This window comes from Methylotetracoccus oryzae, from assembly GCF_006175985.1.
Taxonomy (GTDB): domain Bacteria; phylum Pseudomonadota; class Gammaproteobacteria; order Methylococcales; family Methylococcaceae; genus Methylotetracoccus; species Methylotetracoccus oryzae.
The window spans coordinates 15124-39157 of the sequence record NZ_SRSH01000018.1; the positions used below are offsets into that span (position 1 = coordinate 15124).

Consider the following 24034-nt stretch of genomic DNA (forward strand, 5'->3'; position numbering starts at 1 on the left):
CAATGCAGCCATTAGGTATCACCGATGTCGTCCTAAGGGATGCTCATCAGTCGTTGTTGGCGACTCGGTTGCGCACCGACGACATGCTGCCGATCTGCGAGAAACTGGATGCAGTGGGCTTCTGGTCGCTCGAGGCCTGGGGTGGCGCAACCTTTGACGCCTGCATCCGCTATCTCGGTGAGGATCCCTGGGAACGACTGCGCCGTCTGAAGGCGAGCCTGCCCAAGACGCGCCTGCAAATGTTGCTGCGCGGCCAGAACCTGCTTGGCTATCGCCATTACGCCGACGACGTCGTCGAGAAGTTCGTCGAGCGGGCCGCGGTCAACGGCGTGGATGTGTTCCGGATCTTCGACGCGCTCAACGACGAGCGGAATTTTCAACGCGCGATCCAGGCGACCGTTGCCGTCGAACGGCACGCACAAGCCGCGATCTCCTACACCGTGAGCCCGATCCATACCGTGGACATGTGGGTCGACCTTGCGCGCCGCCTGCAGGACATGGGCGCGCATTCCATCTGCATCAAGGACATGGCCGGCCTGCTGAAACCCTATGTGGCCGAAGAACTGGTCGGGAAACTCAAGGCCGTCCTGATGATTCCGGTGCACATGCAGTGCCACGCGACCACCGGCCTGAGCACCGCGACGATCCTCAAGGCCGTCGAAGCCGGTATCGACAATGTCGACACCGCCATCTCGTCGATGAGCATGACGTATGGCCACAGTCCCACCGAGGCCGTTGTCGCCACTTTTGAGGACCACCCCCGCGCAACGGGGCTCGACCTGAAGCTGCTCGAAGAGATCGCACTGTATTTTCGCGGCGTTCGCAGGAAGTACGCCGCCTTCGAGGGCTCGCTGAAAGGGGTGGATAGCCGCATCCTCGTCGCGCAGATTCCCGGCGGCATGCTCACCAACCTGGAAAGCCAGCTCAAGGAACAGGGCGCGCTGTCCCGCCTCGACGAGGTCATGGCGGAGATTCCCGTCGTCCGGCGCGAACTCGGCTATATCCCGCTGGTCACCCCCACCTCACAGATCGTCGGCACACAAGCCGTGATCAACGTGATGTCCGGCGAACGCTACAAGACGATCACCAAGGAGACCGTCGGCGTGCTGCGCGGCGAATATGGCACGACGCCCGCGCCCGTCGACCCCGAATTGCAGCAACGAGCGCTCGGAACGACCGACCCCATCACCGTCAGGCCAGCGGACCTGCTGGCGCCGGAGTTCGACAGGATGTCGGAAGAGTTGACGCAGCTGGCCCAGGAGCACGGTGTGCAACTGGCCAGTTCGCCGGTCGATGACGTCCTGACCTACGCCATGTTTCCGCAGGTGGGCTGGCGCTTCCTGCAACACCGCAACGATCCGAGCGCATTCGAACCCATGCCCGGCGCCGCGCCGGCAGCGACCGAAGCGCCGCAGCCCGCAGCATCAACCCCGGCCGCCGAAGGTATCCGCTCCTATGCGGTCCGGGTGAACGGCAATCCATATCATGTGGAAATCGGGCCGGGCGATGCGGTCCGGTCGGTTACCCCGCAAGCGCTCCCGGTCGCACCGGCCAGTGCCTCGACTGCGGGCGCCGAGACCGTGCGGGCGCCGATGGCGGGCCTCGTGCTCCGCCTCGCGGTACGCGAGGGCCAGACCGTGGCCGCGGGTGATGTGGTCGTGGTTATTGAAGCCATGAAAATGGAAACGGAGATCCGGGCGCGCACTGGCGGCCAGGTAACCCACATCAACGTCAAGGCGGGTGACAGCGTCGGTCCGAACGACGCCCTCGTAACCTTGGCCTGAAGCGGAACACACGCCGATGGAAGGACTATCGCAACTCTGGCTGAGCACGGGAATCTCGAATTTCCAGTGGGGCCAGGCCGTGATGATGAGCGTCGGCTTCCTGCTGATCTTCCTGGCCGTACGGAAGGGGTTCGAGCCTTTACTCCTGCTGCCGATCGGCTTCGGGGCCGTGCTGAGCAACATCCCTGTGGCGGGCATCGCCGAGGAGGGCGGGCTGCTTTCCTACCTGTATCTCGGGATCAAGTCCGGCGTATTCCCGCTGCTGATCTTCATGGGTGTTGGAGCGATGACCGATTTCGGTCCGATGCTCGCAAACCCGAAGACGCTGCTGTTGGGAGCGGCAGCGCAGTTCGGCATCTTCGGCACGCTGTTCGGTGCGCTGGCCCTCAACCTCATTCCCGGACTGCACTTCACGTTCAAGGACGCCGCTGCGATCGCGATCATCGGCGGAGCCGATGGCCCGACGGCAATCTACGTCGCATCGAAACTGGCGCCCGAACTGCTCGGCGCCATCGCCGTCGCCGCATACTCCTACATGGCGCTGGTACCCTTGATCCAGCCACCCATCATGCGCGCGCTGACCACCCGGGAAGAGCGGCTGATCGAGATGGCGCAGCTACGTCTGGTCAGCCGTCAGGAAAAGGTCATCTTCCCGATGGTCCTGCTCATCCTCAGCGCGATGCTGCTGCCCTCAGCGGCACCGCTGATCGGCATGTTCTGCCTTGGCAATCTGATGCGGGAATGCGGTGTGGTCGAGCGCCTCAGCAAGACCGCCCAGAATGAATTGATCAACACCGTCACGATCTTCCTTGGCTTGGCCGTTGGCTCGAAACTGAGCGCCGCGAGCTTCCTGCGCCCCGAAACCCTCGGCATCCTGGTGCTGGGAGCGATCGCGTTCTCATTCGGTACCGCATCGGGGGTCATGATGGGCAAGCTGATGAACCGCTTCAGCGAGAACAAAGTCAATCCGCTGATCGGCGCGGCCGGCGTTTCGGCGGTCCCGATGTCGGCCCGGGTCGCCAACAAGGTCGGTCAGGAAAGCAACCCCCACAACTTTCTGCTGATGCATGCCATGGGGCCGAACGTCGCCGGCGTGATCGGGTCCGCGGTCGCCGCAGGCGTGCTGCTCGCGCTGGTGCAGTAACGCCTTGCCCCTAGCGGCCGCGGGCGGCTGACAATGCCGTCAGGAAACGGTAGAATGCGCGGCTACGGAGAGATGGCCGAGTGGTTGAAGGCGCACGCCTGGAAAGTGTGTATACGCTAAACCCGTATCGAGGGTTCGAATCCCTCTCTCTCCGCCAGACATGCTCATTCCTAACTGGCGCAGAACGACTGAATCGCGAACAGGCTCCCTCACCCCGGGCAGCTTTTTTCAAACAGTCAGGCTTTTTCCACGTTCCACTATTTGCGCGGAAGGACCGTCTTGAGGCGGCTCCGCAAAACATCCGGTCGTGCCCGGTTTGGCTGCAGTAGCAACTACTGGTCACATCAGTAAACAGCATCACCAGATAGTCGGCAGCTCTGCTGCAAATGTCCGACGCGTGACGGATCCATCGTTTCTCTGGACTGGGTCGGCTTTTTTCATTCGCACGTTGTTTCAATATCCCAGTTCGAATACAGCAGCCGCTCTACTTCAATAATTGTCACCGGATACCGATTCAGCAAGTCACCGAGCATCGGTTGGTCGATGAGGATAACCTTATTTAGCTCAGCTTGGTCGTGAGCTTGCGCATTGAAGAATTGATTCGTCAATCCCACCTTTTGGAACACAACGTTTGGATGTCGTCGACGATAGAATGCCTCACCACCGACAACATCCTTAACCGTGTCCCAACCTAGTTTTGTCCCGTCAGTGCTGGATGTCTTGGTTTGAATCAGGACTCCCACACCGCCGGAAATGGCAACGACATCCACGCCTTGGTCGTTACCACTCGGCGTACAGTAGCAAACGTCAAAGCCCTGCTTGCTCCAGAGGGCGGCAGCCAATCCTTCGAAGTGTCTCCACTCCATGCGGAGCGCCAGGTCAAGGTCAATTCGCTCCTCGAACTCTGCAGCATCGCGTTCAGGAACGACGTCTGCGATATCGAAATCTGCCGGGGATAGATCGCCAGCGCCATTCAACATGTCTCTGGCCAACTCGCGCTTCCTGGTCAGCAGTTGATCAAGCTTGACGTCAAACGTCGAGAAGTCGTCAGCAGTCACGACGGGGTAATAGACGTAGACATCCTTCTTCTGGCCTATTCGATAGGCCCGGTCCGTCGCCTGGTCTTCCTTTGCTGGATTCCAAGTCCGGGTATAGTGGATGACATGGTTAGCGGCCTGGATATTCACGCCGAAACCAACCGCCAACGGTGAAAGAATGATAACCCCGAAGCCAGGCTTCTCCTGGAAAGCCTTGATACGCCTCTGTCGACTTGCGGTGTGGCTTGTCGATGCGCTTGTGTCACCGTTGATGATATCGGCCCGAACGTTGAAGGTCTGCTCGATGTAGTGCTGCAGCAAGCGCTGGACGTTTCGGAACTCACAGAAGACGATTGCCTTCTCATCCCTCACACGGATCCTCTCCAACTGCGCCAGGAGCCAGTCCAGCTTAGGGGCTTTCGCTCGATACTCTGCCAGGGGCTCAGGCTTGAAGGCTGACAGGCCGTAGCGCCGTGGATCCGTGCAGACCAGCCGAAGATACTGCAGCAACCCCAGATGGTTTTTGAAAGGAACGGTAGCCGCTGGGTCGTTGCGCCTCTTGAAGTCCTCAATCGCTTTTGCGTATAGGCTGCGCTGCGCGGTTGAAAGTGAAAGCCGTCTGCAGGCCTCGTCGATGACCTTCTGCGGCAGGTCCTTGGCTACCTCGACCTTCGTCCGTCGAAGAATCTGGGGAGAGATGTGCGTCCGCAGTTCCTCAACCCGCGCGCGTTCCTCGTCGTTCTTCGCCTCAATGGGCCTTCGATACCTTTGCCCAAAGTCGTTCAACGCGCCAAGCAAGCCAGGCTGGATGAAATCGAACAGGCACCACAAGTCCGCCAGAGTGTTCTCTACCGGTGTACCCGTGCAAGCGACCTTGAAGGCCACATTCTGCTTTTTCGCGGCACGGGTGACCATCGCTGCGGGATTCTTGATCCGCTGCGCTTCATCGCAGACCATGACCGACCATCGCTCTGCGGCGAAGGAGAACTCTAGGTCACGCAGCGTCTCGTACGTAGTCAATACCACCTTCGCGCTACCAACCCACCCGGGCTTGAGGAATCGCACGAGGCCGTCTTCGCTGCGCAGGCGGACGTCGATGGCCGCGCGAGGAACCCGAAGCGGCATTAGCGACTCGCCGTATGCGGTGAGAATTGGCAGCACGCCAGGGCGAACGAATTTGTCTGCCTCCTCCTTCCAGTTCTCCAGCAGGGAGACGGGTGCCACCACCAGCATTGGTGCGACGTCTGGGTCTTTCTCGACAAGCCACGCCATGAAAGCCAATAGCTGAAAGGTCTTCCCCAGCCCCATGTCGTCGGCGAGCACGGCTCCTCGAACATGGTGCCTTGCCTGCGACCCGTGCAAGTGCTGCAGCCACGCCAATCCCTGCAATTGATGGGGTAAAAGTGAGAAATTCGCGCTCAGGCCCTGAGGAATCTCAGGATTCTCAGGCAACGCTAGTAGCGCTTCTCGGCGCTGTTCGGCGTAGTCGACAGCTTGAATGTTCGCCCTCAAGATAAGGGTCTTTCGAGCACCAAGGCTATCCCCGTCCACGGCCGCTTTGGCCTCTGGGTCGAAGGTCTTATGCTTAACCTCTTCGAGAGCCTTGTCGATCGCCGCAATAATCTCCTTGGCTTCCTTGACCGGCATTGGCTCGTCTAGCCCGGGGACCTCAATGGTATCCCGGCCGGCGGCTTCTGCGTGGCGCAACGCTTCGCGAAGCTTGTGCAGAGCGTCTTTGGTTACCGCCACGGCCACAGGCTCGTTATACCCCTCCGGCGTATACCCAATCACAGGCAGAACGTTCTCAGGGAACCAGCCTTCGTCGTCCTTCTTCTTGGCGATGTAGGGTGAGTAGTATGGTTTGTCGATTCCGATACCCTCGATGCGCGTCGAGTACATGCTCAGGTCGTGAACCTGGGCATACGAGACCATGGCGGATGGAATGCGCCGCCGCTCCAGTGCCTCTTTCAGCTCAGCGAGGTGCGCGGGTGTGTCGCCCTGTAGCTCAAGGTCGTAGCCGTTCCACGCCTGTAGCGGGAAGCCCCTGTCGAGGGCTATCTCAAGCCGCGAGATAAACTTGGCCAAATCTTGGTCCGTGAGCCACTCCGTTTCGGAGCTTGCCGGGCCGGCAGCTGATGCCGACTCGATGAGAAGGCCCACGCGCAACGGGTAGTCGGTCGCGTCCCGTTCGATGACAGGTGCGAAGCGCTCATACTGCAGACCTGCCGCTTCGCGAGCCGCCTCGAACTGCGCCTCGTCAATAACGTCTTGCGCATCTGGCCCCAGGGCAGCATAAGGGTTGAGAATAAAGGCTTGTGCGCGCGATCCAGCGACGCGACGCAGCGGCAACCGTTTGACCTCCTGCAGAACGGTCTTGACCTGGGGGGTGATGAGCACCTGGACGATGCCGTCCGGCGTGACAACGTCGTACCGGTCCAGAACTTCTCGTGCGTTGTCGAATCGCTCCAACCAGTCGGGTGGAGCCCCCGCGAAAGTGGGCTCAATCTCGATGACGCTGTCGTCGGCAATGGGGTGGGTCTTGCGCAGACCGATCTCGAGCCGCTCGGGGGTGAGCACCACCGACCGATGGAGGAAGTCATCCAGCAGCGCACCAGCCTTCAATGCCAGGCTGCGAATTCGTCCCCACGACTGCCGGTGAAAATTCTCGTTTCGCTGATCTGGCGTTCGGCGGGAGAAGCTGCGGACCTCGGAGAACAGCTCCCACTGCTCGGGACGCATGAGTTCCATACGCTCATCGCGAACCAGCATCGCACCGACAACCTCCGGCTGGTCGCCGGCCCGCTCAGAACGCCAACCAGCGATGACAATGGAAAAGTCATCATCGGTTAGCGAATTTCGGCTCTGCAGCGCGACCGCACTGGATGTGAACAGCGGCAGTTCCAGCACCGCAGCCAGTTCGTCGTAGCCAGGACTCCCAAGGGCCTCGTAGAGGCCGTGCCATGCAATGAGTACCGCTTCGTCAGCGGTCTGTTCGGCCAGACCATCGTCCACAAGCTGTGCGAGGTAGCCCGGCAGCAACTCACTGGAAACATGGATGCCGCCACCTGTTCGGCCGACATGCACCCCTTGGTCTGAGAGACGGCGATGCCACGCTAGGTCAGGAAATGAGGCCGCTGCTTTCTTGGAAGTTAAGAAAACCATGTTGACCTGCCTATTGTCCTATCGCCACCAGCCCTTGCCCGGTTTGTAGCGGAAGCCCCAGTCCCGAAGCACCATGTTGACATTCAGGTCATCCGTGCCTGTCCTTACCCAGAGGTTGCCGTTTCGCTGGCTCATGTCCTCTATCCTGAGCTTGTGAGCCCGGGCAAAAGAGTGGAGGGCGATCGCGCTGAACGCCTCATTACCATGTTGGTGCTTAGCGCCAGGCCCGACGCCTCGAGGAGGAGAATTCTGGTCTGTTGGCGCCAGTGGCGGTTCGAGTTCGTGCGGGTCCGGACCAGAGACAGGAAGAGAATCTGCTGAAGGCACCGCACCGGGCGCAGCGATTCGCGCTGTCACTCGTTTCGCCGCTGCGTCCGGGCGGATATCGAAACTTTCCTTCAACGTTGCTTCGAACATGTCTTCCCACTTGCTCCAACCCTTGATGCCGTCCTGATGTTGCATCCACAACATACGCTGACTGTGCTTGAGCGAGTTCGGTGCATTCACCGTTGTCACAACCTCGCGCGAGAGATCAAACGGAAGCGACTTGCGCGCGTCATAGCCATAAAGGGCGTTGCCCATGCCACCGAACTCCACGGCGACCAAGTCCCCGAGGGTCATGATGAAGGCGTTATTTGAGCTGTCATTCGTCTTGAGCTCCGTTAACAACCCCTTCATTTTCGTGCGTAGCACCTCGTAATCACGGTCGCGCGAATTCAGCGCGCGTGCGCCGAGGGCGAATTGGATGTTGCTTACTGATTTAACGTAACGCAGCCAGAAATTGGCGCGCCTGCGGTCGCCGACCCCGTCTTCGGCGAGTTTGGTAAAGAAGGCTTCGATGAACTCGCGCTTGAGCCACTCGGAGACCATCTCCCGTGCGGCAGGCACCACTCCACCCCAACGCATCTCGTTCGAGGGCAACCACGGGTTGCCCCACCACTCCACTGATGCGTTGCGCAGTGGCTCATTGATGCCTGGGTGGCTCGCCGATGCGTATTTGTCCAGGACCAGGATAAGGCCTCGGTCGCGGAGGACCTGGTTGTTCGCCAAAAGCTCAAGCAACCGAGGAATAAGCCCTTTGAAGCGCTCATGATCGAACTCGGTTGCTTGCCGCACCGGGGAAAGCACCAGTTCGCGCAGAAGCCAGGACGACTTGACCACGCCGAGTTGCTCACACACGCGGTCAATCTTGGTCGAGTCTCCGGTAAGCACGTCCGAGGCATAAGGCGCGCAAGGGTCTTTACCGAACAACTGTCGATTGTCCACGGCAGTGGTGACCCACTCGGGATTACTCTTACTGTCGACGATGTTCGGTGTGCGCTCGTAGAGGTAGTCCCGAAGCTCGGCCCAGTTTTGCTTTCCTACGGCCGGCGCATGGTCTACATCGTAGGCGAAGTAGCTCCGCACGAGGCCTTGGTAGCAGCGCCGGTACCAGCGGGGTTCATTGATCCACTGGTCTACACCCGTCTTGGCATCCAGAACCGCCACGAATCTCTGCCGGTCCTCCATGACACAGGGACCGGAAGGTCGGCTCGGCACGCACAGACCAAATGACACCGACTGCGCGTCCTTAAAGCTTTCGAATTGCAGCGCATCCCAAAACTTGCGAACGGCTGCCTGCTGGAGGTCCCGGGGGACGTTGATGCTGGCCCCAGCCTTATTGTGCCGTTGAAGCGCGGCAATGACGGTCTCCAACTCATCAGTGGCGGAGAATGGCCGCTCTTCAATCCTGGCGCTGTTTTGAAGCAGGACGGAGAGACGGTCGAGTGCTCTCATCGCAGTGCACACTCGCCAAAGTTACGGGCACTTGCTGGTGGTGCTGTTCGGTTCTCATCGACGCCAAGGAATTCGAGGCGCATTTCAACCCTTCGGCTCTCCTCATCCGTATCCTTTGCCGCATTGAATGAGTAGCCACCTACGAAAAACAAGGCCCGAACCTGCTCCTTCTGGTCGTCACTCAGCAGGCTCTGGCCAGTGGTGGCGAACATGGTGCAAAGCACCTTTTGGCTGCGCTGCAGGCTGAGGTTAAGGTTGGCGAGATACGTCCCGGTCTTGTCTGTGTAGCCCTCAACCACGATGCGCTTGAGGATACTTTTCCCCAGTTCGTCGTTGGCCAGCATCAAGATTTCCGGCACGAACCTGCGCAGCACATCCTCTTGCTGGGGGGTCAGGCGCCAATCACCGAAGGCAAATCGAGCCCGCTGCCCGAAGTCAATGACCTGGCGCTGCTTGTCGACCTTGATGCCCTCATGACGCTTCGCGGCTTCCTCGAAGCGCCTCATGATTTCCTCAATGTTCTTCCGGTGCTGCTCCTGCTTCCTTTCCCGCTCAGTGACATTCTTTGTGACGGCCAACAGGGCGACACCCATGACGACCAGGAACAGAACCATCAAGGCTGTCATCAGATCAGCAAAGGAAATCCAGAAGGGCTTCTCGGCTTCGTCACGATTGACCCTGCGCCCTATCACACGTTTACCCAGCACCGCTTAGCGCCTCGGAGTAAAACTGCCGAGCGTGACCTCAAGTTCTTGAACCGCAGCGGACAGCAGGCCAACCGCGCTGTTCAGCTTGGTGTGGAACTCATGATTAACCTTGGCTAGGGTCGAGACGACGGACTCGCGGAACGCCTCGCTGGAGTCGGCCAACACCTGGCTTACGCCGTCCATGTATTCGTCGGCGGCCTTCTGCGCATCGCTCAACTTGCTGGTCGAAGTCTCGATTCGGTTGAGCACATCCTCAGTGAGGCTGGCTTCCCTCCTTGCCAGTTCGACAGTCGAGCGCACGTCGGCAAGGAGCGTGCTGACGGAGTCGCGCTGGGCCTTGTAGTCCCGAAGGGCGTCATAAAGCGCACCCGAACTTGTCGTTAGCGCCCCGGAAAGTTCCGTGAGCTTGCCGCTGACCGTGGCGATCTGACCCATGATCGCGGTGATCCGGTCGCCGGCCACTGCGAAATTTGCGGCGGCTGTATCCATGCGGTTGGCGCCTGCACTCATCTTGTCTACCGTTGCGGCCGTGACAGTGGTTAGAGTCGAGACGCTCTGCGCCATCGTTTGGGAAGCTGCTGACATCTTCTCAACGGCGGCCTCAACGCTGCCGGTCATCGTCGCGACGGCCGTGGAGGCCCGCTCCGCCATCGATTGTTCTCGCGCCCAATTATCCTCGAACGCCTTCGCCTGTGAATCGCTGAGCTTGCTCAGAATGGTGATCATCTGCTGACCGATAGAGTCCAGCGTGGACTGCAGCTTCTGCTGGGTCTCCGTCTGAGAGGACTGGACCAGTTGCCGAATCTGGTCGACAAACGCCTCGGTCTGCGAGTTTATGCTGGCTTGACGTTCCTCCATGGCCTTGATGGAGGCTGCCATCTGAGCAGCCATGTCGTCCGTCGTCTTCCTCCCGCTATCCTCAAGCCTACCGACCAGTGCGTTAATCGAGGCGACCGCGTCCTGCATACCCTGAGCGGTTTGCCGATTCATCTCGTTGATGCCGTTGATTTGGCCACTAAACAGGTCATTCAGCCGCTGGCTGAAACTGACCATGATGTCGTTGAGCATCTTGACCGCGGTGGCACTCTGATCCCCAGAGGCTTTCGCAACTGAACCGGCAATCTTGTCCAGGGGCTCCTTGAGAGTCCGTTCAATGCTGCTGGCGATGACGTCGCCCAACTGTTGGTTGTCTTCGCGCGCCGCCGCAACCTGTCGATTGGACGTGTCGTCGATGCGCTGCGCCAACTGCGTATTGAGCTGTTGGCCGCTCGCCAATTGGGCCGCGGTGAGCTCTCGCAGGATGTCACCCAATTCCTTGACCAGCGCGTCCTTGAGAATCTTTGACTGACTGGCAGACGCTTCTGAGGCGTTGACCAAGCGACAAAGGTACTCTTCGCCAGCACCGGCCTCGAAGTGGGCGTCGATGCCGTGGGCAATTGACTCCGCCTTGCGGTAGAGCGCGGCCAAAAGCAGCTTCTCTAAAAACGTGACCGCCATAGCAGCCCCGATTGCTGCGGCAGAGATGAGAAAGGCGTCGCCGACGGCGTGCATCAGCGATTCGAGGCTGATGCGAACCGTCGCCGCGTTCTCGCTCACCTGAAAACGACGCAGTCCTTCAATCAGTCCCGAGAACGTCCCGATGATGCCCAAGCCAGTGAAGATGCCGGGGAGATGCTTGAAGAACTCCGTGTGCAGACGGGTATCAACGACGAACTGACCATTGAAGTAGGCATCAGCCGTGACGGTGGAGCGCACCGCCGATACCTGCAGCTGGCCGTCGCGCTCTTCACGCTGAAGGTGCAAGGACTCCTGGTACTCCGCCCAAAGGTGAGCGAGCTGCCTATCACCAGCGAACAACTTCTTGAACTCGCCGGGGGGTGTAGCGGATTCAAACGCCTCGATCCCCGAGAGAATCCTCCTTAGCCGCAACCAGTGGATTGTCCCGGGCAGAAGAAATATGGCCAGGAAGGCGATCAGCAAGGCAATCAGTGAACCACCCGTCACCAAGAGGCTGGTCGGAATCGTTGAGATGTTAAACACTTAATCTTCCCTGTCTATCGCACCGTACTCCCTGGGAGTCGGCTCCTATTCCGTTAGCGTTGCGGTCAAGCATCACGGTGCATAGGTATATCAACCCAACTATGCCATCTCTCGGACTGAACAAGCTAACGAACCTGCGCCGAACTTTAGCGCAAGGATTGCTATCAGTTCGACATAACCGCCAAAGTTGAACGCCGGTATCGTGCGCTCCGTAGCCAATCGGAAAACGCTCTGGTCGTGCCTCAACGGGTGCCTTAGATAGTACCGCTTTTGTTGTAGATGACGGGATAGCGCAAAGCTCTCAATCCTGAAATTAACGATTGACAGACTGTCGACAGCCCCCGGCTCTAGGGGGTGAAGGAAACCCGTGAGGAAAGGCATTGGCGAGAGGGAGCAGAGTGCACCCCCGCACGAGTCGTGGAGCGGGCGAACTACGATAGTGGGGTGTGAGCCGTCTAATTCGGAAGAATTGGTGCTCCAGGCGGATCAAGTCCAGCGGGAACGGTGACATCAGGTGCTTCCCGGTGCGGTGAAAGGGTAACTGTCCTTCCGCCCAGCCCGCGCGGTCGCGTCTCCTGTCCTGCGGCAAGCACGCCGACCATTCCTGCCCTGATCTAACCGCCGCGGCTCAAGCGATGTCCGAACCGCGCGTAGAACGCCTTCATCAGAAACGGCGGCAATAGCGTGGTCAGCGCGATCACGATGACCAGCGCCGCATGGATCTCGTTGCTCAGGATGCCGGAACTGCGGCCCAGCTGAGCGAAGATCAGTCCCACCTCGCCACGCGGAACCATCGCCAGTCCGATGGCCAGAGTAGTCAGGGGCCGCTCACCGGCAAAGGCTGCTCCGGCCATCTTGCCCGCAAGCGCCACGGCAAAGACGAGGGCAGAGAACATCCAGATGAACGGCGAGTCCCAGTCGACCGTGGTCAGGTCCAACGACAATCCCACCATGACGAAGAAGATCGGCGTGAACAACTGAACGATGGGCTGCATGTCCTGCTCGACGCGCTCGGCAAAGTCGCTGTCGGTATGGAATGCGACGCCGAGCGGCAGGAAGAAGCGCCGCGACAGCGCCAGGCCCGCGGCAAATCCGCCGAGCATCTCCGGGGCCCCGACCTCGTGCGCCAGCCAGGCGAAGAACAATACCAGCGAAACGATCACTGTCGGGATCAGGCCTTTCGTCCTCGAGGCCGCGTGCAAATGGCGCACCAGCAAGGCGAGCAGCTTTGCCATGACCGGGGCCAGGACGAAAAAAATGCCGACGAACACCAGGACCCTGCCGGCGTTGGACCATTGCACCGCGCCGGCGATGGAAAACTCGTACAGGACGGCAAGCAGCACGACCCCCAGAATGTCGTCGATGACCGCGGCACCCAGCACGATCTGGGCTTCCCGCTGGTGCCTGCGCTTGAGGTCGGTCAGCACGCGGATGGTGATACCGATGCTGGTGGCCGTCAGCGTGCCGCCCACGAACAGCGAAACCAGTCGCGGCAGACCGAACACCAGTTCGCACAGCCCCCAGCCAAGAGCGAACGGCAGCGCAAACCCGGCGCCGGCGACCAGAGCCGATTTCACACCGGCGCGCGCCAACTGACGGATGTCGGTATCGAGACCGGCTTCGAAGAGCAGCAGGATGATCCCGATCTCCGCCAGCAACCTGAGCACCGGTTCCGGCTGCAGCCAAGCCAGGACGCTGGGCCCGAGCACGATGCCTGCGCAGAGCTCACCCACTACGGGCGGGGTTTGCAACCACGCGGCGAGTTCCGCGCAACACCGTGCCGCGATAAGTATCACCATCAGATGCAGAAAGAAGGTGTGAACCTCCATAGCGCCTCCTGCGTTGCCACGTGAGCACCAAGCGCTGAGCGGCACCGGTATCGATGCGCCGCGGTTGCCGCGGCCGGATCGGCTGCAGTCAGTACGATGCCCACCGCCCCAACGCCACTCCGGAGACTCCGCCCGCCCCTCGTTGTAGCGACTGCCGGAGCACTCAAGAAACAACCTGGTAGCGGATGCCGTCCTTTCCCCCGCTCTTGACTTCGTAAATCAGCCGGTCACCTTGTTCGATCATGGTATCGACCGAATCCGCCATCGAGTGGGCGGTGTACGTCACCACACCCACGCTCACGGCGACCGCGGCGCGCTGACTGGCGCATACCTTCCACACGGCATTCCTGACCTTGACCGAGGCGGCACGTGCCTCGTCCGGGCCACACTCCGAAGACACGATCCCGAATTCGTCACCGCCGAGCCGGCCGACGAGATCGCTGCGCTGCACGCTTTCGGCCAGGACCGCCCCGATCCGGCGCAAGAGTTCGTCTCCGCAACGATGCCCGAAGCTGTCATTGACCGCCTTGAAGTTGTCCAGATCCAGAAAGGCGAATGTCAAGGGCCGCTGGTACCGCCCGCTACGAATGATTTCCTGCCCGGCAGCGCGGCGGAACGCCCGCCCGTTGAGCAGGCCGGCCAGCGGGTCGGTCCGTGCCAGCGCCGCCTGCTGGGCGAGCGAACTCTTTAGGGCAGCCGTCAGCATGGCCAGCAAGGCCAGTAACACCCAGCGTGAGAAAAAACTCCAGACGTAGGCGCCTGACGCAAGAGCGTGGCGACCTGCCGTGTAGTCCACGTAAAACCAGGCGCCACCAACCGCCAGCGCCACCAGGATGCCCACCGCGATCCCTTGCGACGATGCCAACAGCAGTACCGGAAACGCGTAGAACAAGGCAAACGTGAACTCAGCGCCCGACACGAGATCGAGCAAAACAGTAACCGCGAGCATCGCAATGGCCAACAGGGACCACACCCAACGACGCGTCACATCGAGATTCAGCGCGAGATTCATGAACGATTGAAGGCATCGGGCCAGCATGGCGTCCTCGATTCACCCCTGCGCGCCAGTCCTCACGCTTGACAGAGCCTGCGTCAACCCCGCAAACAGTCGCGCGCACCCCTACATTCGGAACGATGACCGAGCATGGATGATCAAGACCAGGATAACGAGTGTGACAATCCAGCCAATCACATAAACCCGCATCGCCCTGCGAGCGCTTTCCTTAGCAACCCAGGTGCGCGGATGAATACCCTTCAGGTAGAAGACCAGCTTGCTCGCCAAGTTGACGCAGACAATGTTGATCAACAAGAGTAACCCTGCACCCATCGCGGCCGCGAGGTTGCCATCGCCCAACATGATACCGAGTGTCGCCGCCGGGGGCAGCAACGCAACCGCCACCATGACGCCCATCAGCACGCTTGACAAGCCAGTCGTCAATGACAGCGCGGCCGCAGTGCCCGATGCCAGTGCGAGGACTACCGCGTCGACACCGGACTCGGTTCTGGACAACAACTCGCGGCTCGCCGTGGGGTCGGGCCATAGCATCCCCACTCCGGCTGCCAGAGCCACAGCCACGGCGATCCCCACGATGAGAGTTCTTACCGCCTTGTGCATCAGGACCGTGTCACCCAAGGCGGTGGCAAGACTCAATGCCAGGTTCGGACCAAGCAACGGGGCAATCACCATGGCCCCAATGACGACTGCCACGTTGTCCTCGATGAGGCCGATGGCTGCAACGACGGTCGACAGGATGACCAGCATCAGAAAATTCAGGTCGAGTTGCGCGCTTCGCTCAACGGATTCGTACAGGGCCTCACGCGCCGCGATAGCCGCATCCTCCTTCCTGCGTTTTGCCTCATCCGGTTGGGGGAGAATGGTTTCCACCGCCAGCACCACGATCCGTGCACCCGGTTGGGCCCCCAGTGCACTCTGCAAGGCGTCGAGCACGAACTGCAGTTCATCGTCGCCGACCAACAGACGCGTCGTGCGCAGCCCATCCGGCCCGACCGGCCCGACGCGGAGATCGACCGCCCTCGCCTTCCCGGCGATCGTGGCAACGGTTCGCGTGCTCGAGTCATCCAGCACCACTTCCACGTATTTCATGGGTGTGTGACCCTGCTACCCGCCCCGACTGTCACACACGGGGTCGGCAGGCGCCGACGTCCGGCGGTTCCGTGCCGTGCCCCATGCGGGTGTCTTGCGACCCGCCACGATGCCGGAATGATCACGCCCCGGAACCACCCGATGTCGTGCGTTCCCATCGTGCCACCAGGGCGGGAAATAACAGCACCGAGATCATCGCGGCACCGACCAACACCGCGGCCCGATCCGCGCTCATCACTCCGGACGAGACACCAGTCTCGGAGATCACAACGATCAGTGGTAACCCCGTCGCTGAATACAGGACAAACGGCAGTCTCTCCCCAGCCTGCAACACCCCCCGGGTACGCCACCAGCGGCACGCCACGCACCAAAATGAACAGGCTCAGCAGAATCGTCACTTGAATGGGCGCCGAGGGCCCGGACCACAGTGCCGTAAGGTCGAACGGCATGCCGACCGAGATGAAAAAAATCGGGACTAGGAACCCGAAGCCGATCGCTTCCAGTTTCTGTCCTAGCACCTCGCCCGCCTCGTCGCGGATGGCAAGCGCCACCACCATTCCCGCCGCGGTGGAAATTCCTGTGACATTCGTCACCATCGCCAAAATAGGCAGCCGCATCTTCCGGCCACTGGTTCGCTTTCGCCAACAGGATGTGGTGATCAAAGCGGGCAATCTTTTGAAAAGGCATGGATTTCCGCAAGGTTCTCGCACGATGTCTCCTCGCGCTCGTACAAATAGGGGATGGCGTCCAGACGAAGGCCATCGACACCGAGTCCCATCCCAAGATCCAGAACCTCCAAATTGCGTCGTGAACGGCCGGATTGCCGTAATTCAGCTTGGGCTCGTGTGATTAGCAACGGTGGCAGAAATAGGCTACGTTCTTTGGCTCGGTGACGGCGACAGGGTTATCCCGGAGTTCGCATCGAACAAGTATATGTCCTCCGCATCGACCCAGAGCCGCACCGGACTGCCGACAGCGACTTGCTCTGTGCCATCGAACCGAGCGACGATGGGCGCTGCCGACGTTACCGTCGATGACTGCCCCGCCGCCAGTTCTCCGACACCGCCTGGCCCGGCCGGTAGATCGAAGACCTGTGGCCCGAGTTGCACGAAGGTTTCCGCTCCGAGCCACTCGACCCATTCCGCCCGGGCCTCCACCCTGAGCGCATGCGGAGGTGACTCGTCCGTTCGGGCGCGATGAAAATGCTCCGGGCGAATACCCACCAACACGGCTTGCTTTCGGCCTGCGAATCCCGGCGGCAGGCTCTTCCAGTCAATCGTGCCGATCGGCAGTACCAGGCCTGCGCCATCGATCCGTGCCGGAATCAGGTTCATGCCCGGACTGCCCAGGAACCCGGCGACGAACAGATTCGATGGATTCCGGTAGAGTTCTCGCGGTGCCCCGACCTGCTGGATGCGCCCGCCGTTCAGTATGGCCACGCGATGCCCCAAAGTCATTGCTTCGGTCTGATCGTGGGTGACGTAAATCATCGTCGCACCCAGCCGCTGCTGCAGACGCGCCAGTTCGCTGCGCGTCTGCACGCGCAGCCGCGCGTCGAGGTTGGAGAGAGGCTCATCGAGCAAGAAGGCCTTGGGCTTTCGGACCAGCGCCCGCCCCATCGCCACCCGTTGCCGCTGTCCGCCCGAGAGCCGGGCCGGCTTTTGGTCCAGTATCGCCGCAAGTTCGAGCATCTCGGCCGCCGCGGCTACGCGGCTCGCAATCTCGGCCTTCGGCAGGCCGGCCAGCCGCAGCGGAAACGCGATGTTCTCCCGGACGGTCATGTGGGGATAGAGCGCGTAGCTCTGGAAAACCATCGCCATGTCCCGGTCCTTCGGATCGAGGTGATCGACGCGCTGCCCATCCACCCGGATCTCGCCGGCGCTCAGTTGCTCCAGGCCGACGATGGCATTGAGCAGCGTCGACTTGCCGCACCCGGAGGGTCCGACCAGGATGAAGAACTCGCCTTCCTCGATCGTGAGGGTGATGTCATCGAGGACTGGCGTACCCCCGCGGAAACCTTTGCTGACGTTTTCCAATTCGATCGTGGCCAAGGCCGTTCACCCTTTCACTGCGCCCGCCGTGAGGCCCGAGACGATATGGCGCTGGCACAGTACGACCAGCCCGATTACCGGCAGGGTCACGACGACCGAGGCCGCGGCGATGGCTCCCGTCGGCAGCTCGAACTGGGAACTCCCGGTGAAGAACGCGATGGCGACGGGCACCGTGCGCGCCGCTCGCGTGGACGTCAGCGCGGTCGCGAACAGGAAGTCGTTCCAGGCGAAGATGAAGACCAGAATCGCCGCCGTGAACAGCCCCGGCGCGGCTAGCGGCGCGATCACGTACCGCAGGGTCTGGAAGGGTGTCGCCCCATCCACCCGCGCCGCCTGGTCGAGATCCCTGGGAATCGTCCGGAAATAAGCCGACAAGGTCCAGATGGCCAGCGGCAGGGTCAAGCTCACGTAGGGCAGGACCAGGCCGAGCCACGTGTCGAACAAACCGAGCGCGCGCCACAGGTTGAACAGCGGACCGACAATCGCCGCCGGTGGAAACATGGCGATAGCCAGCGCGCCGGCCAACAACAGCCGACGACCGGGGAACGACAGGCGCACGATGGCGTAGGCGGCAAACGCCGCCGGCACGACCGACACCACTGTTGCCATCGATGCAATACCCATCGAGTTCCATAAAGCCGCCGGGAACTGGACATCGTTGAAGACCGCCCGGTAATTCTCGAGGGTTACGGCTTGGGGAAGGAAGCGTCCGTCGTTCAGATCGCCGGGGCGCTTCAGCGACAGCGAAACGATCCACGCAAGCGGCGCCAGTGCGTAGGCGACCACGGCCAGCATCGCCGCGAACTCCCCCAGCATTCCGAGACGTCGGGCCGACGTCCTTCCGGTCATCGCGATTCCTCGAGGGACACGCCGAAACTGCGGAGGAACCCCCAGGCGATCAGGGCCACGACCACAAAGATCAATGCCGCAACGGCCGAACCCAGCCCCAGGTTCAGCCGGACGATCAGGGTGTCGTATGCGACCAAAGAAAGGGTCTCGGTATTCTGCCCGCCCCGGGTCTGTACATAAACCGTGTCAAAAATGCGCACTGCATCGAGCGTCCGGAACAGCATCGCCACACCTATCGTCGGCTTCATCAATGGCAGCGTGACATGCCTCAAGCGCTGCCAGGCCGACGCACCATCGACCCGCGCAGCGCGGATCAGGTCCTCCGAAATCAGCGCCAGCCCTGCTAGCAGCAATAGCGCCATGAACGGCGTGGTCTTCCAGATCTCGGTGGCGATGATCACGAGGAACGCCGACCAACGCTCGGTCAGCCATGACTGCTGCAAGCCCAGCAGGGCATTGACAAAGCCGGTGGTCGGATCGAAGGCGAACTTCCAGGCCAGCGCCGCGACCACGGTAATGATCGCGTAAGGCACCAGTATCGACGCGCGCACGGTCTGCCGGCCTACCGTTGCACGGTGCATCAGCAGGGCCATCGCGAATCCGAGTACCAGTTCGACCGCGACCGAGGCGGCCGTGATCAGCAAGGTGTTGGTCAGCGCCTGCCACCACACCGGCGAACTCAACACGCTGGCATAGTTCGCCCAACCCACGAAGCCACGCTGCTCCGGGAATCGCAGATCGTGACGAAAAAGCGATAACCAGAACGCGTAGGCGATGGGATACACCGTGACCAGCGCCATCGCGACCAGTGCCGGTGCCGACAGCCACCAGCCCAGGCGACGCTCGGCGCGCCCTCTCTCGGTCATAGCAGGCCCTCCGAGCGCAACGCCCGCGTCACGGCGCGGCGCAACCGCTGCACGTCGCGTTGCGGGTCGATCGCTCGCATCGGATGCAAGGTCCGGCTAATGGCCAGCGACACATCGTGATACAGCGGTGTCGGCGGCCGCAAGACAGCGCGGTGAAGCGCATCGCGCAGCACGTCGGCGAACGGCAGGCGTCGCCGCACCTCGGCCAGATCATAGAGATCTTCCAGGGTTGGCGGCAATCCGCCTTGAACCGCCGCCAGCAGTTGGTGCGGGGCGGAGGTCAGACACTCTGCGGCCTCGAAGGCGACGGCGGGATGGCGCGTGTACGCTCCGATCGCGAGATTGAGCCCGCCCAGCGCGACCCGCCCGGGCCTAGTACGGTCGAACCCCGGCCACGGAGCGAACGCCATCTGCCTGGCTACGGCGGGCGCATGGCTCAGGGCGCTCGGCCAGACGAACGGATAGTTGAGCATGAACCACGGCCGGCCGGTTTCAAATGCGAGACGCGTCTGATCTTCCATCATGACGTCGAGGGAAGGATCGGCCGCCGGCGAGGTGGCGATACGCCTCATCAGCGCGAGCGTCTCGCGGGTCGGGCCCTCCGGCAGGGCCACGCCCTGTACTGCCTCGTCCAGCACCGCCCCCCCGGCGGAGGCCAGCAAGGCGATGAAGAAGACCGTCAGCCCCTCGTAGCGCTGGCCTTGTAGCTGCACGCTGCCCGCCCCCCCAGCCGCTTCCGCCGTCCCGAGCAGTTCGTCCCAGGTGGTCGGGGGTGAGCGGACCCGATCCGTGCGGTACCAGAGCAGCTGCGCATTGGAGGTAAACGGTGCACCCCAAGCCCGGCCACCATAACGGATGCTTTCGACGGTAATGGGCAAGTGTCCCACGGCGAGTCGCGTCGCGGCCGCGGCATCCCAGGGCAACAGCCAGCCGGCGGCGGCAAACTCCGCGGTCCAGATGACATCCATACCGATGAGGTCGATGGATGTATCGCGCGCGGCCAGTCGTCGGACCAGTTGCTCGCGTTGCTGATCGGCATCGGCGGGCAGAGGCTCGACCCGAAGGGTGTAGCGGCCAGCGGCACGCTCCGAGCAGTTGGCGGCGGCGGCGCGGAACGCGCCGGAGGGCTCGTCGAAAACCCACCAGGTGAGTTCGGGGCGATCACCTGCATTGTCGTGGCAGGCCACCAGCATCGCCAGCAGCGCGACCACCATGGCGCGACACAGCGGGGCCGGTGCCCAGCGATCCGGAGCCGATACACCCTGGATCCGCACGCCTGCCCCGGCAGCGAGACAGGGGCCGGACCACTGGCCGAGACCCGTCTCTGGCTCTGGAGTCACCGCGAACATGAACGGGCACCCATACCCATCAGTCCCGGTTACCCTCGGAGCCCCGCCCCGAGGCGCTGCCCCCCCGCTCCGCGCGAATCCTCTCCAGAGCGAGAAACACGATCCCCAGTGCCAACACCGCGGTCGCTGCTGCGAGCAGCCAGGGCAGTTGAACGGCCGTGAACGGGTATTCGGGGGCATGCTCGGCGACCGCCAGCAGCAATGCCGGCGCCACCATCTTCATGGCCGCCCGCGATGCGTCCCGGGCGAACAGACTGCGGACCGCATCAGCCAGCAGGCCGACGGCCAACAGCGCCATAAGGCCAGCGAGTACTACGCCCGTCCCGAACCAGCCGCTGCGCAACGGCTCCAGCAGCGCTCCCGCCACCGCGACGAACTGGTACAGCAGGACCAGCCCGATCACCGCAGCCAGCACCGCCGAAATGCCCCAGGGTGCCGATGGACGCGCCGCAACCGGCGGCGCCGGCAGCCGCGTGCCGGAGCGCCATCGCACGACCGCCTTCTCGGCCTCGACGATCAGAAACACGAGGGCCGCCGCGGCGAGAATGCGCAACCACGCGCCCCCGCTGAGCGCGCGCGAGGCGAATGCGGTCTGCATGAACGGCGCATACGTGAACACGAGTTGCACACCGACGAGAATACTCATCGCGATCACCGCGTAGCGGTTCCCAACCCAGGCCACGGCCGAGAGGCTGCTGGCGATGAAGTAGCGGCTGTTGATCAGGTACACCAATTCGCCCGCCACCAGGGCGTTAACGGCTGCGGTTCGCGCGACCTCCACCGTCTCGCCACGGCTCAGTTCCCATTCATAGAGGCCCAGGGTCGCGGCGATCAGCAACAGCGACACGTAAAAGATGCGCCACAACATGTAACGGGTCACCAGCGGTTCGCCCGGCGCGCGTGGCGGGCGCTCCATCAAATCGCCCTCCGGTGCCTCGAAGGCCAGGGTCAGGGCCAGGGTCACCGCCGTGACCAGATTGATCCACAGGATTTGGAGAGGCGTGACCGGAAGCTCGGCGCCCATCAGGATTGCGGCGATGATGACACCGCCCTCCCCGCCATTGGTCGGCATCGTGAACAGGATGGTCTTGCGCAGGTTATCGTAGACCGTGCGGCCTTCCTCGACGGCCGTGGCGATGGTCGCGAAATTGTCGTCCGCGAGGACCATTTCGGCCGCTTCCTTGGCCGCCTCGGTGCCGCGATGGCCCATGGCCACGCCGATGTCGGCAGCCTTCAGCGCCGGCGCGTCGTTGACGCCATCGCCGGTCATCGAGACCACGTGCCCATCCGCCTGCAATGCCCGCACCAGGCGCAGTTTGTGTTCCGGATTGGCACGCGCAAAGACATCGACGGCTGCAGCCCGCTGCTTCAGTTCGGTATCGGACAGCGTCTCGATGTCGGCGCCGGTCAGCGCGCTCATGCCATCACCGATCCCCAGTTGACTGCCGATCGCGCAGGCGGTCGCCGCGTGGTCGCCGGTGATCATCTTGACCCTGATGCCGGCGCGCCGACACTGGGCGACCGCCTCGACGGCCTCCGGGCGCGGCGGGTCGATCATGCCCACCACGCCGAGCAGGCTGAAATCGCCCTCGGTGTGGGTAAAGTTCAGCACGCCGGACACCGCCGGCAGCGGCTTGACGGCCAGGGCCAGCAGACGCTGCCCGCGGGCCGCGATATCCTCGATCTGCCGATGCCACAGTGCCGGCTCGATCGGCTGATCCTGGCCCTCGAACCGCTGCCGGTTGCAGCGCTCCAGCACCACTTCCGGCGCACCCTTCAGGAAGATCAGGCCATGGCCGGAGTGGTCGCGGTGCAGCGTGGCCATGAAGCGGTGCTCGGACTCGAACGGAATGGCGTCGTCACGCGGCAGGGCCTGGTGTTCGAAGTCGGCAGCCAATCCGGCCTTGAGCGCCAGCACCACGAGCCCCCCTTCCGTGGGGTCGCCTTCGAGACGCCATTCGCCGCCATCCTGATGCAAAGCCGCGTCGTTGCACAGCAGCGCGGCCCGCGCGAGTTCGATCAGGTCTGGATTGTCGGCGACCGCGACATCGACGCCGTCCCGGCTGAAACCACCGTGCGGGGAATACCCGGCTCCGCTGACGAGCCACTCCTCCGCGGCGGTCGCAACGGTCTGGACGGTCATCTCATTGCAGGTCAGCGTACCGGTCTTGTCCGAGCAGATCACCGTGACCGAACCGAGCGTCTCGACGGCCGGCAGCTTGCGTAGAATCGCCTGGCGTTGGGCCATGCGCCGGACGCCGACCGCCAGTGTGATGGTCACGATGGCGGGCAGACCTTCGGGGATGGCCGCCACGGCCAGACTCACCGCGGCCATGAACAGTTCCTCGAGTCCGAGCCGGTGAGTGAGCCAGCCGAAAACGAAGGTGGCGCCGGCCGCCCCGAGGATGATCGCCGTCAGCCAGCGTGCAAACTGCTCGATCTTACGCAGCAGAGGGGTCGCCAGGTCACCCACTTCGGCCAGCATCGAACTGATCCGGCCGATCTCGGTACCGGACCCGGTCGCCGCGACGATCCCCGCACCCTGCCCGTAGGTCACCAGCGTGCCGGAGTGCGCCATGCCGGCACGGTCGCCTACCGGCGCGCCCGCCTCGACCGGCCCCGGCGCCTTCTCCACCGGAACCGACTCGCCGGTCAGCACCGACTCGTCGATACGGAGCGAGCGGACCTCGATCAGCCGCAGGTCTGCTGGAACCTTGTCGCCGGATTGCAGCAACACCCGGTCACCCGGCACCAGGGTCTCGGCGGGCACCGTTCGCCGTCGCCCGCCGCGCACCACGGTCGCAGTCGGGGACAGCAGATTTCGCACGGCTTCCAGCGCCGCCTCGGCCTTGCCTTCCTGGATGAATCCGATCAGCGCGTTGAGCACCACCACGGCCACGATGACCGCCGTATCGACATAGTCACCCAGCATAGCCGTCGTGATGCCGGCCGCGAGCAGTACATAAATCAGAAGGTTATGGAACTGCAGCAGGAAGCGGACCAAAGCACCGCGCTTCCGCACCTGCGGCAGGCGATTGGGGCCGTAGCGACGCAGACGTTCCTCGGCCTCCGCTTCGCCCAGGCCTTGTTCGCCGTCTGCCTGCAGGCGCTGGATCGCCGCATCCACCGGGAGTGCATGCCAGGCAACCGGATCGACGGACTGCGTCAGCGACGCGTCCCCGGGTTTCAATGAAGTGTTCATGATCGCCTCTACTTCAAATCAGCCGCGTTGACTGTCGGGGTCGCAGCGGGCCGTGCCCTGGAGCGGACGATGCGTCAAGCTGCCATGGCGCGGCACGGCCGTGCCCGGAAACCGAACCGACAGACTTCATCCCG

At 62.3% G+C, this 24034-nt stretch carries 15 protein-coding genes, 1 tRNA gene and 1 pseudogene; 3 read left to right on the top strand and 14 right to left on the bottom strand.

Going from position 1 to position 24034, the window contains the following annotated elements; genetic code table 11:
• Window positions 1–2 precede the first annotated feature (2 nt).
• The 3 genes from oadA (at window position 3) to BWR02_RS16515 (ending at window position 3085) form a co-directional block, all read left to right on the top strand.
• Window positions 3–1784, top strand: a complete 1782-nt coding sequence (gene oadA / locus BWR02_RS16505) for a sodium-extruding oxaloacetate decarboxylase subunit alpha (RefSeq protein ID WP_139559020.1) — start codon at window positions 3–5, stop codon at window positions 1782–1784.
• Between the two features lie 16 nt (window positions 1785–1800).
• Window positions 1801–2928 carry a sodium ion-translocating decarboxylase subunit beta gene (locus tag BWR02_RS16510; protein ID WP_139559021.1) on the top strand — a complete coding sequence of 376 codons (1128 nt, stop codon included), beginning with the start codon at window positions 1801–1803 and terminating at the stop codon, window positions 2926–2928.
• A gap of 66 nt (window positions 2929–2994) precedes the next feature.
• Window positions 2995–3085 (top strand) — tRNA-Ser (locus BWR02_RS16515).
• A 280-nt stretch (window positions 3086–3365) separates the two neighbouring features.
• Here BWR02_RS16515 and BWR02_RS16520 read toward each other — a convergent pair.
• From BWR02_RS16520 to BWR02_RS16580, 14 genes and pseudogenes are all read right to left on the bottom strand, one after another.
• Entirely contained in the window at window positions 3366–7127 is a 3762-nt protein-coding gene (locus BWR02_RS16520) for an SNF2-related protein (RefSeq protein WP_139559022.1), read from the bottom strand.
• Between the two features lie 18 nt (window positions 7128–7145).
• On the bottom strand, window positions 7146–8903 hold the full coding sequence (locus tag BWR02_RS16525) for an EH signature domain-containing protein (protein ID WP_139559023.1): 1758 nt from the start codon (window positions 8901–8903) through the stop codon (window positions 7146–7148).
• Window positions 8900–9610, bottom strand: a complete 711-nt coding sequence (locus tag BWR02_RS16530; RefSeq protein WP_139559024.1) for an OmpA/MotB family protein — start codon at window positions 9608–9610, stop codon at window positions 8900–8902. The genes BWR02_RS16525 and BWR02_RS16530 overlap by 4 nt, the downstream gene beginning before the upstream one ends.
• A 3-nt stretch (window positions 9611–9613) precedes the next feature.
• A complete protein-coding gene (zorA, locus tag BWR02_RS16535; RefSeq protein WP_139559025.1) occupies window positions 9614–11650 on the bottom strand; it encodes an anti-phage ZorAB system protein ZorA in 2037 nt (678 codons plus the stop codon).
• Between the two features lie 614 nt (window positions 11651–12264).
• A complete protein-coding gene (locus BWR02_RS16540; protein WP_139559026.1) occupies window positions 12265–13479 on the bottom strand; it encodes a cation:proton antiporter in 1215 nt (404 codons plus the stop codon).
• Window positions 13480–13642: 163 nt separating this feature from the next.
• Complete coding sequence (locus BWR02_RS16545) at window positions 13643–14518, bottom strand: GGDEF domain-containing protein (protein WP_139559027.1); 876 nt, start codon at window positions 14516–14518, stop codon at window positions 13643–13645.
• Window positions 14519–14599: 81 nt separating this feature from the next.
• Window positions 14600–15583, bottom strand: a complete 984-nt coding sequence (locus BWR02_RS16550) for a TIGR00341 family protein (protein WP_139559028.1) — start codon at window positions 15581–15583, stop codon at window positions 14600–14602.
• A 121-nt stretch (window positions 15584–15704) separates the two neighbouring features.
• Complete coding sequence (locus BWR02_RS21355) at window positions 15705–15851, bottom strand: hypothetical protein (RefSeq protein ID WP_236102354.1); 147 nt, start codon at window positions 15849–15851, stop codon at window positions 15705–15707.
• Between the two features lie 133 nt (window positions 15852–15984).
• Window positions 15985–16200: pseudogene (locus BWR02_RS21360) on the bottom strand (cation:proton antiporter domain-containing protein); the annotation flags it as partial.
• A gap of 255 nt (window positions 16201–16455) precedes the next feature.
• Window positions 16456–17634, bottom strand: coding sequence for an ABC transporter ATP-binding protein (locus BWR02_RS16560; protein ID WP_139559029.1), 1179 nt, complete (start codon window positions 17632–17634; stop codon window positions 16456–16458).
• A 6-nt stretch (window positions 17635–17640) separates the two neighbouring features.
• Window positions 17641–18483: a carbohydrate ABC transporter permease gene (locus BWR02_RS16565; RefSeq protein ID WP_328591530.1), complete on the bottom strand. Its 843-nt coding sequence runs from the start codon at window positions 18481–18483 to the stop codon at window positions 17641–17643.
• Complete coding sequence (locus BWR02_RS16570) at window positions 18480–19349, bottom strand: carbohydrate ABC transporter permease (RefSeq protein ID WP_139559031.1); 870 nt, start codon at window positions 19347–19349, stop codon at window positions 18480–18482. Before BWR02_RS16570 ends, BWR02_RS16565 begins: the two co-directional genes overlap by 4 nt.
• Window positions 19346–20698, bottom strand: a complete 1353-nt coding sequence (locus BWR02_RS16575) for an ABC transporter substrate-binding protein (protein ID WP_236102340.1) — start codon at window positions 20696–20698, stop codon at window positions 19346–19348. Before BWR02_RS16575 ends, BWR02_RS16570 begins: the two co-directional genes overlap by 4 nt.
• A gap of 19 nt (window positions 20699–20717) precedes the next feature.
• The gene (locus BWR02_RS16580) at window positions 20718–23900 is read right to left on the bottom strand and encodes a cation-transporting P-type ATPase (RefSeq protein ID WP_139559032.1); all 3183 of its coding nucleotides are present in this window, start codon (window positions 23898–23900) and stop codon (window positions 20718–20720) included.
• Between the last annotated feature and the right edge of the window lie 134 nt (window positions 23901–24034).

Excerpts from the sequence above, each read along its gene's own strand:
- oadA (WP_139559020.1), top strand. The coding sequence starts at position 3 with ATGCAGCCATTAGGTATCACCGATGTCGTCCTAAGGGATGCTCATCAG.
- BWR02_RS16510 (WP_139559021.1), top strand. The coding sequence starts at position 1,801 with ATGGAAGGACTATCGCAACTCTGGCTGAGCACGGGAATCTCGAATTTC.
- BWR02_RS16520 (WP_139559022.1), bottom strand. The coding sequence starts at position 7,127 with ATGGTTTTCTTAACTTCCAAGAAAGCAGCGGCCTCATTTCCTGACCTA.
- BWR02_RS16525 (WP_139559023.1), bottom strand. The coding sequence starts at position 8,903 with ATGAGAGCACTCGACCGTCTCTCCGTCCTGCTTCAAAACAGCGCCAGG.
- BWR02_RS16540 (WP_139559026.1), bottom strand. The coding sequence starts at position 13,479 with ATGGAGGTTCACACCTTCTTTCTGCATCTGATGGTGATACTTATCGCG.
- BWR02_RS16545 (WP_139559027.1), bottom strand. The coding sequence starts at position 14,518 with ATGCTGGCCCGATGCCTTCAATCGTTCATGAATCTCGCGCTGAATCTC.
- BWR02_RS16550 (WP_139559028.1), bottom strand. The coding sequence starts at position 15,583 with ATGAAATACGTGGAAGTGGTGCTGGATGACTCGAGCACGCGAACCGTT.
- BWR02_RS16565 (WP_328591530.1), bottom strand. The coding sequence starts at position 18,483 with ATGACCGGAAGGACGTCGGCCCGACGTCTCGGAATGCTGGGGGAGTTC.
- BWR02_RS16570 (WP_139559031.1), bottom strand. The coding sequence starts at position 19,349 with ATGACCGAGAGAGGGCGCGCCGAGCGTCGCCTGGGCTGGTGGCTGTCG.
- BWR02_RS16575 (WP_236102340.1), bottom strand. The coding sequence starts at position 20,698 with ATGTTCGCGGTGACTCCAGAGCCAGAGACGGGTCTCGGCCAGTGGTCC.
- BWR02_RS16580 (WP_139559032.1), bottom strand. The coding sequence starts at position 23,900 with ATGAACACTTCATTGAAACCCGGGGACGCGTCGCTGACGCAGTCCGTC.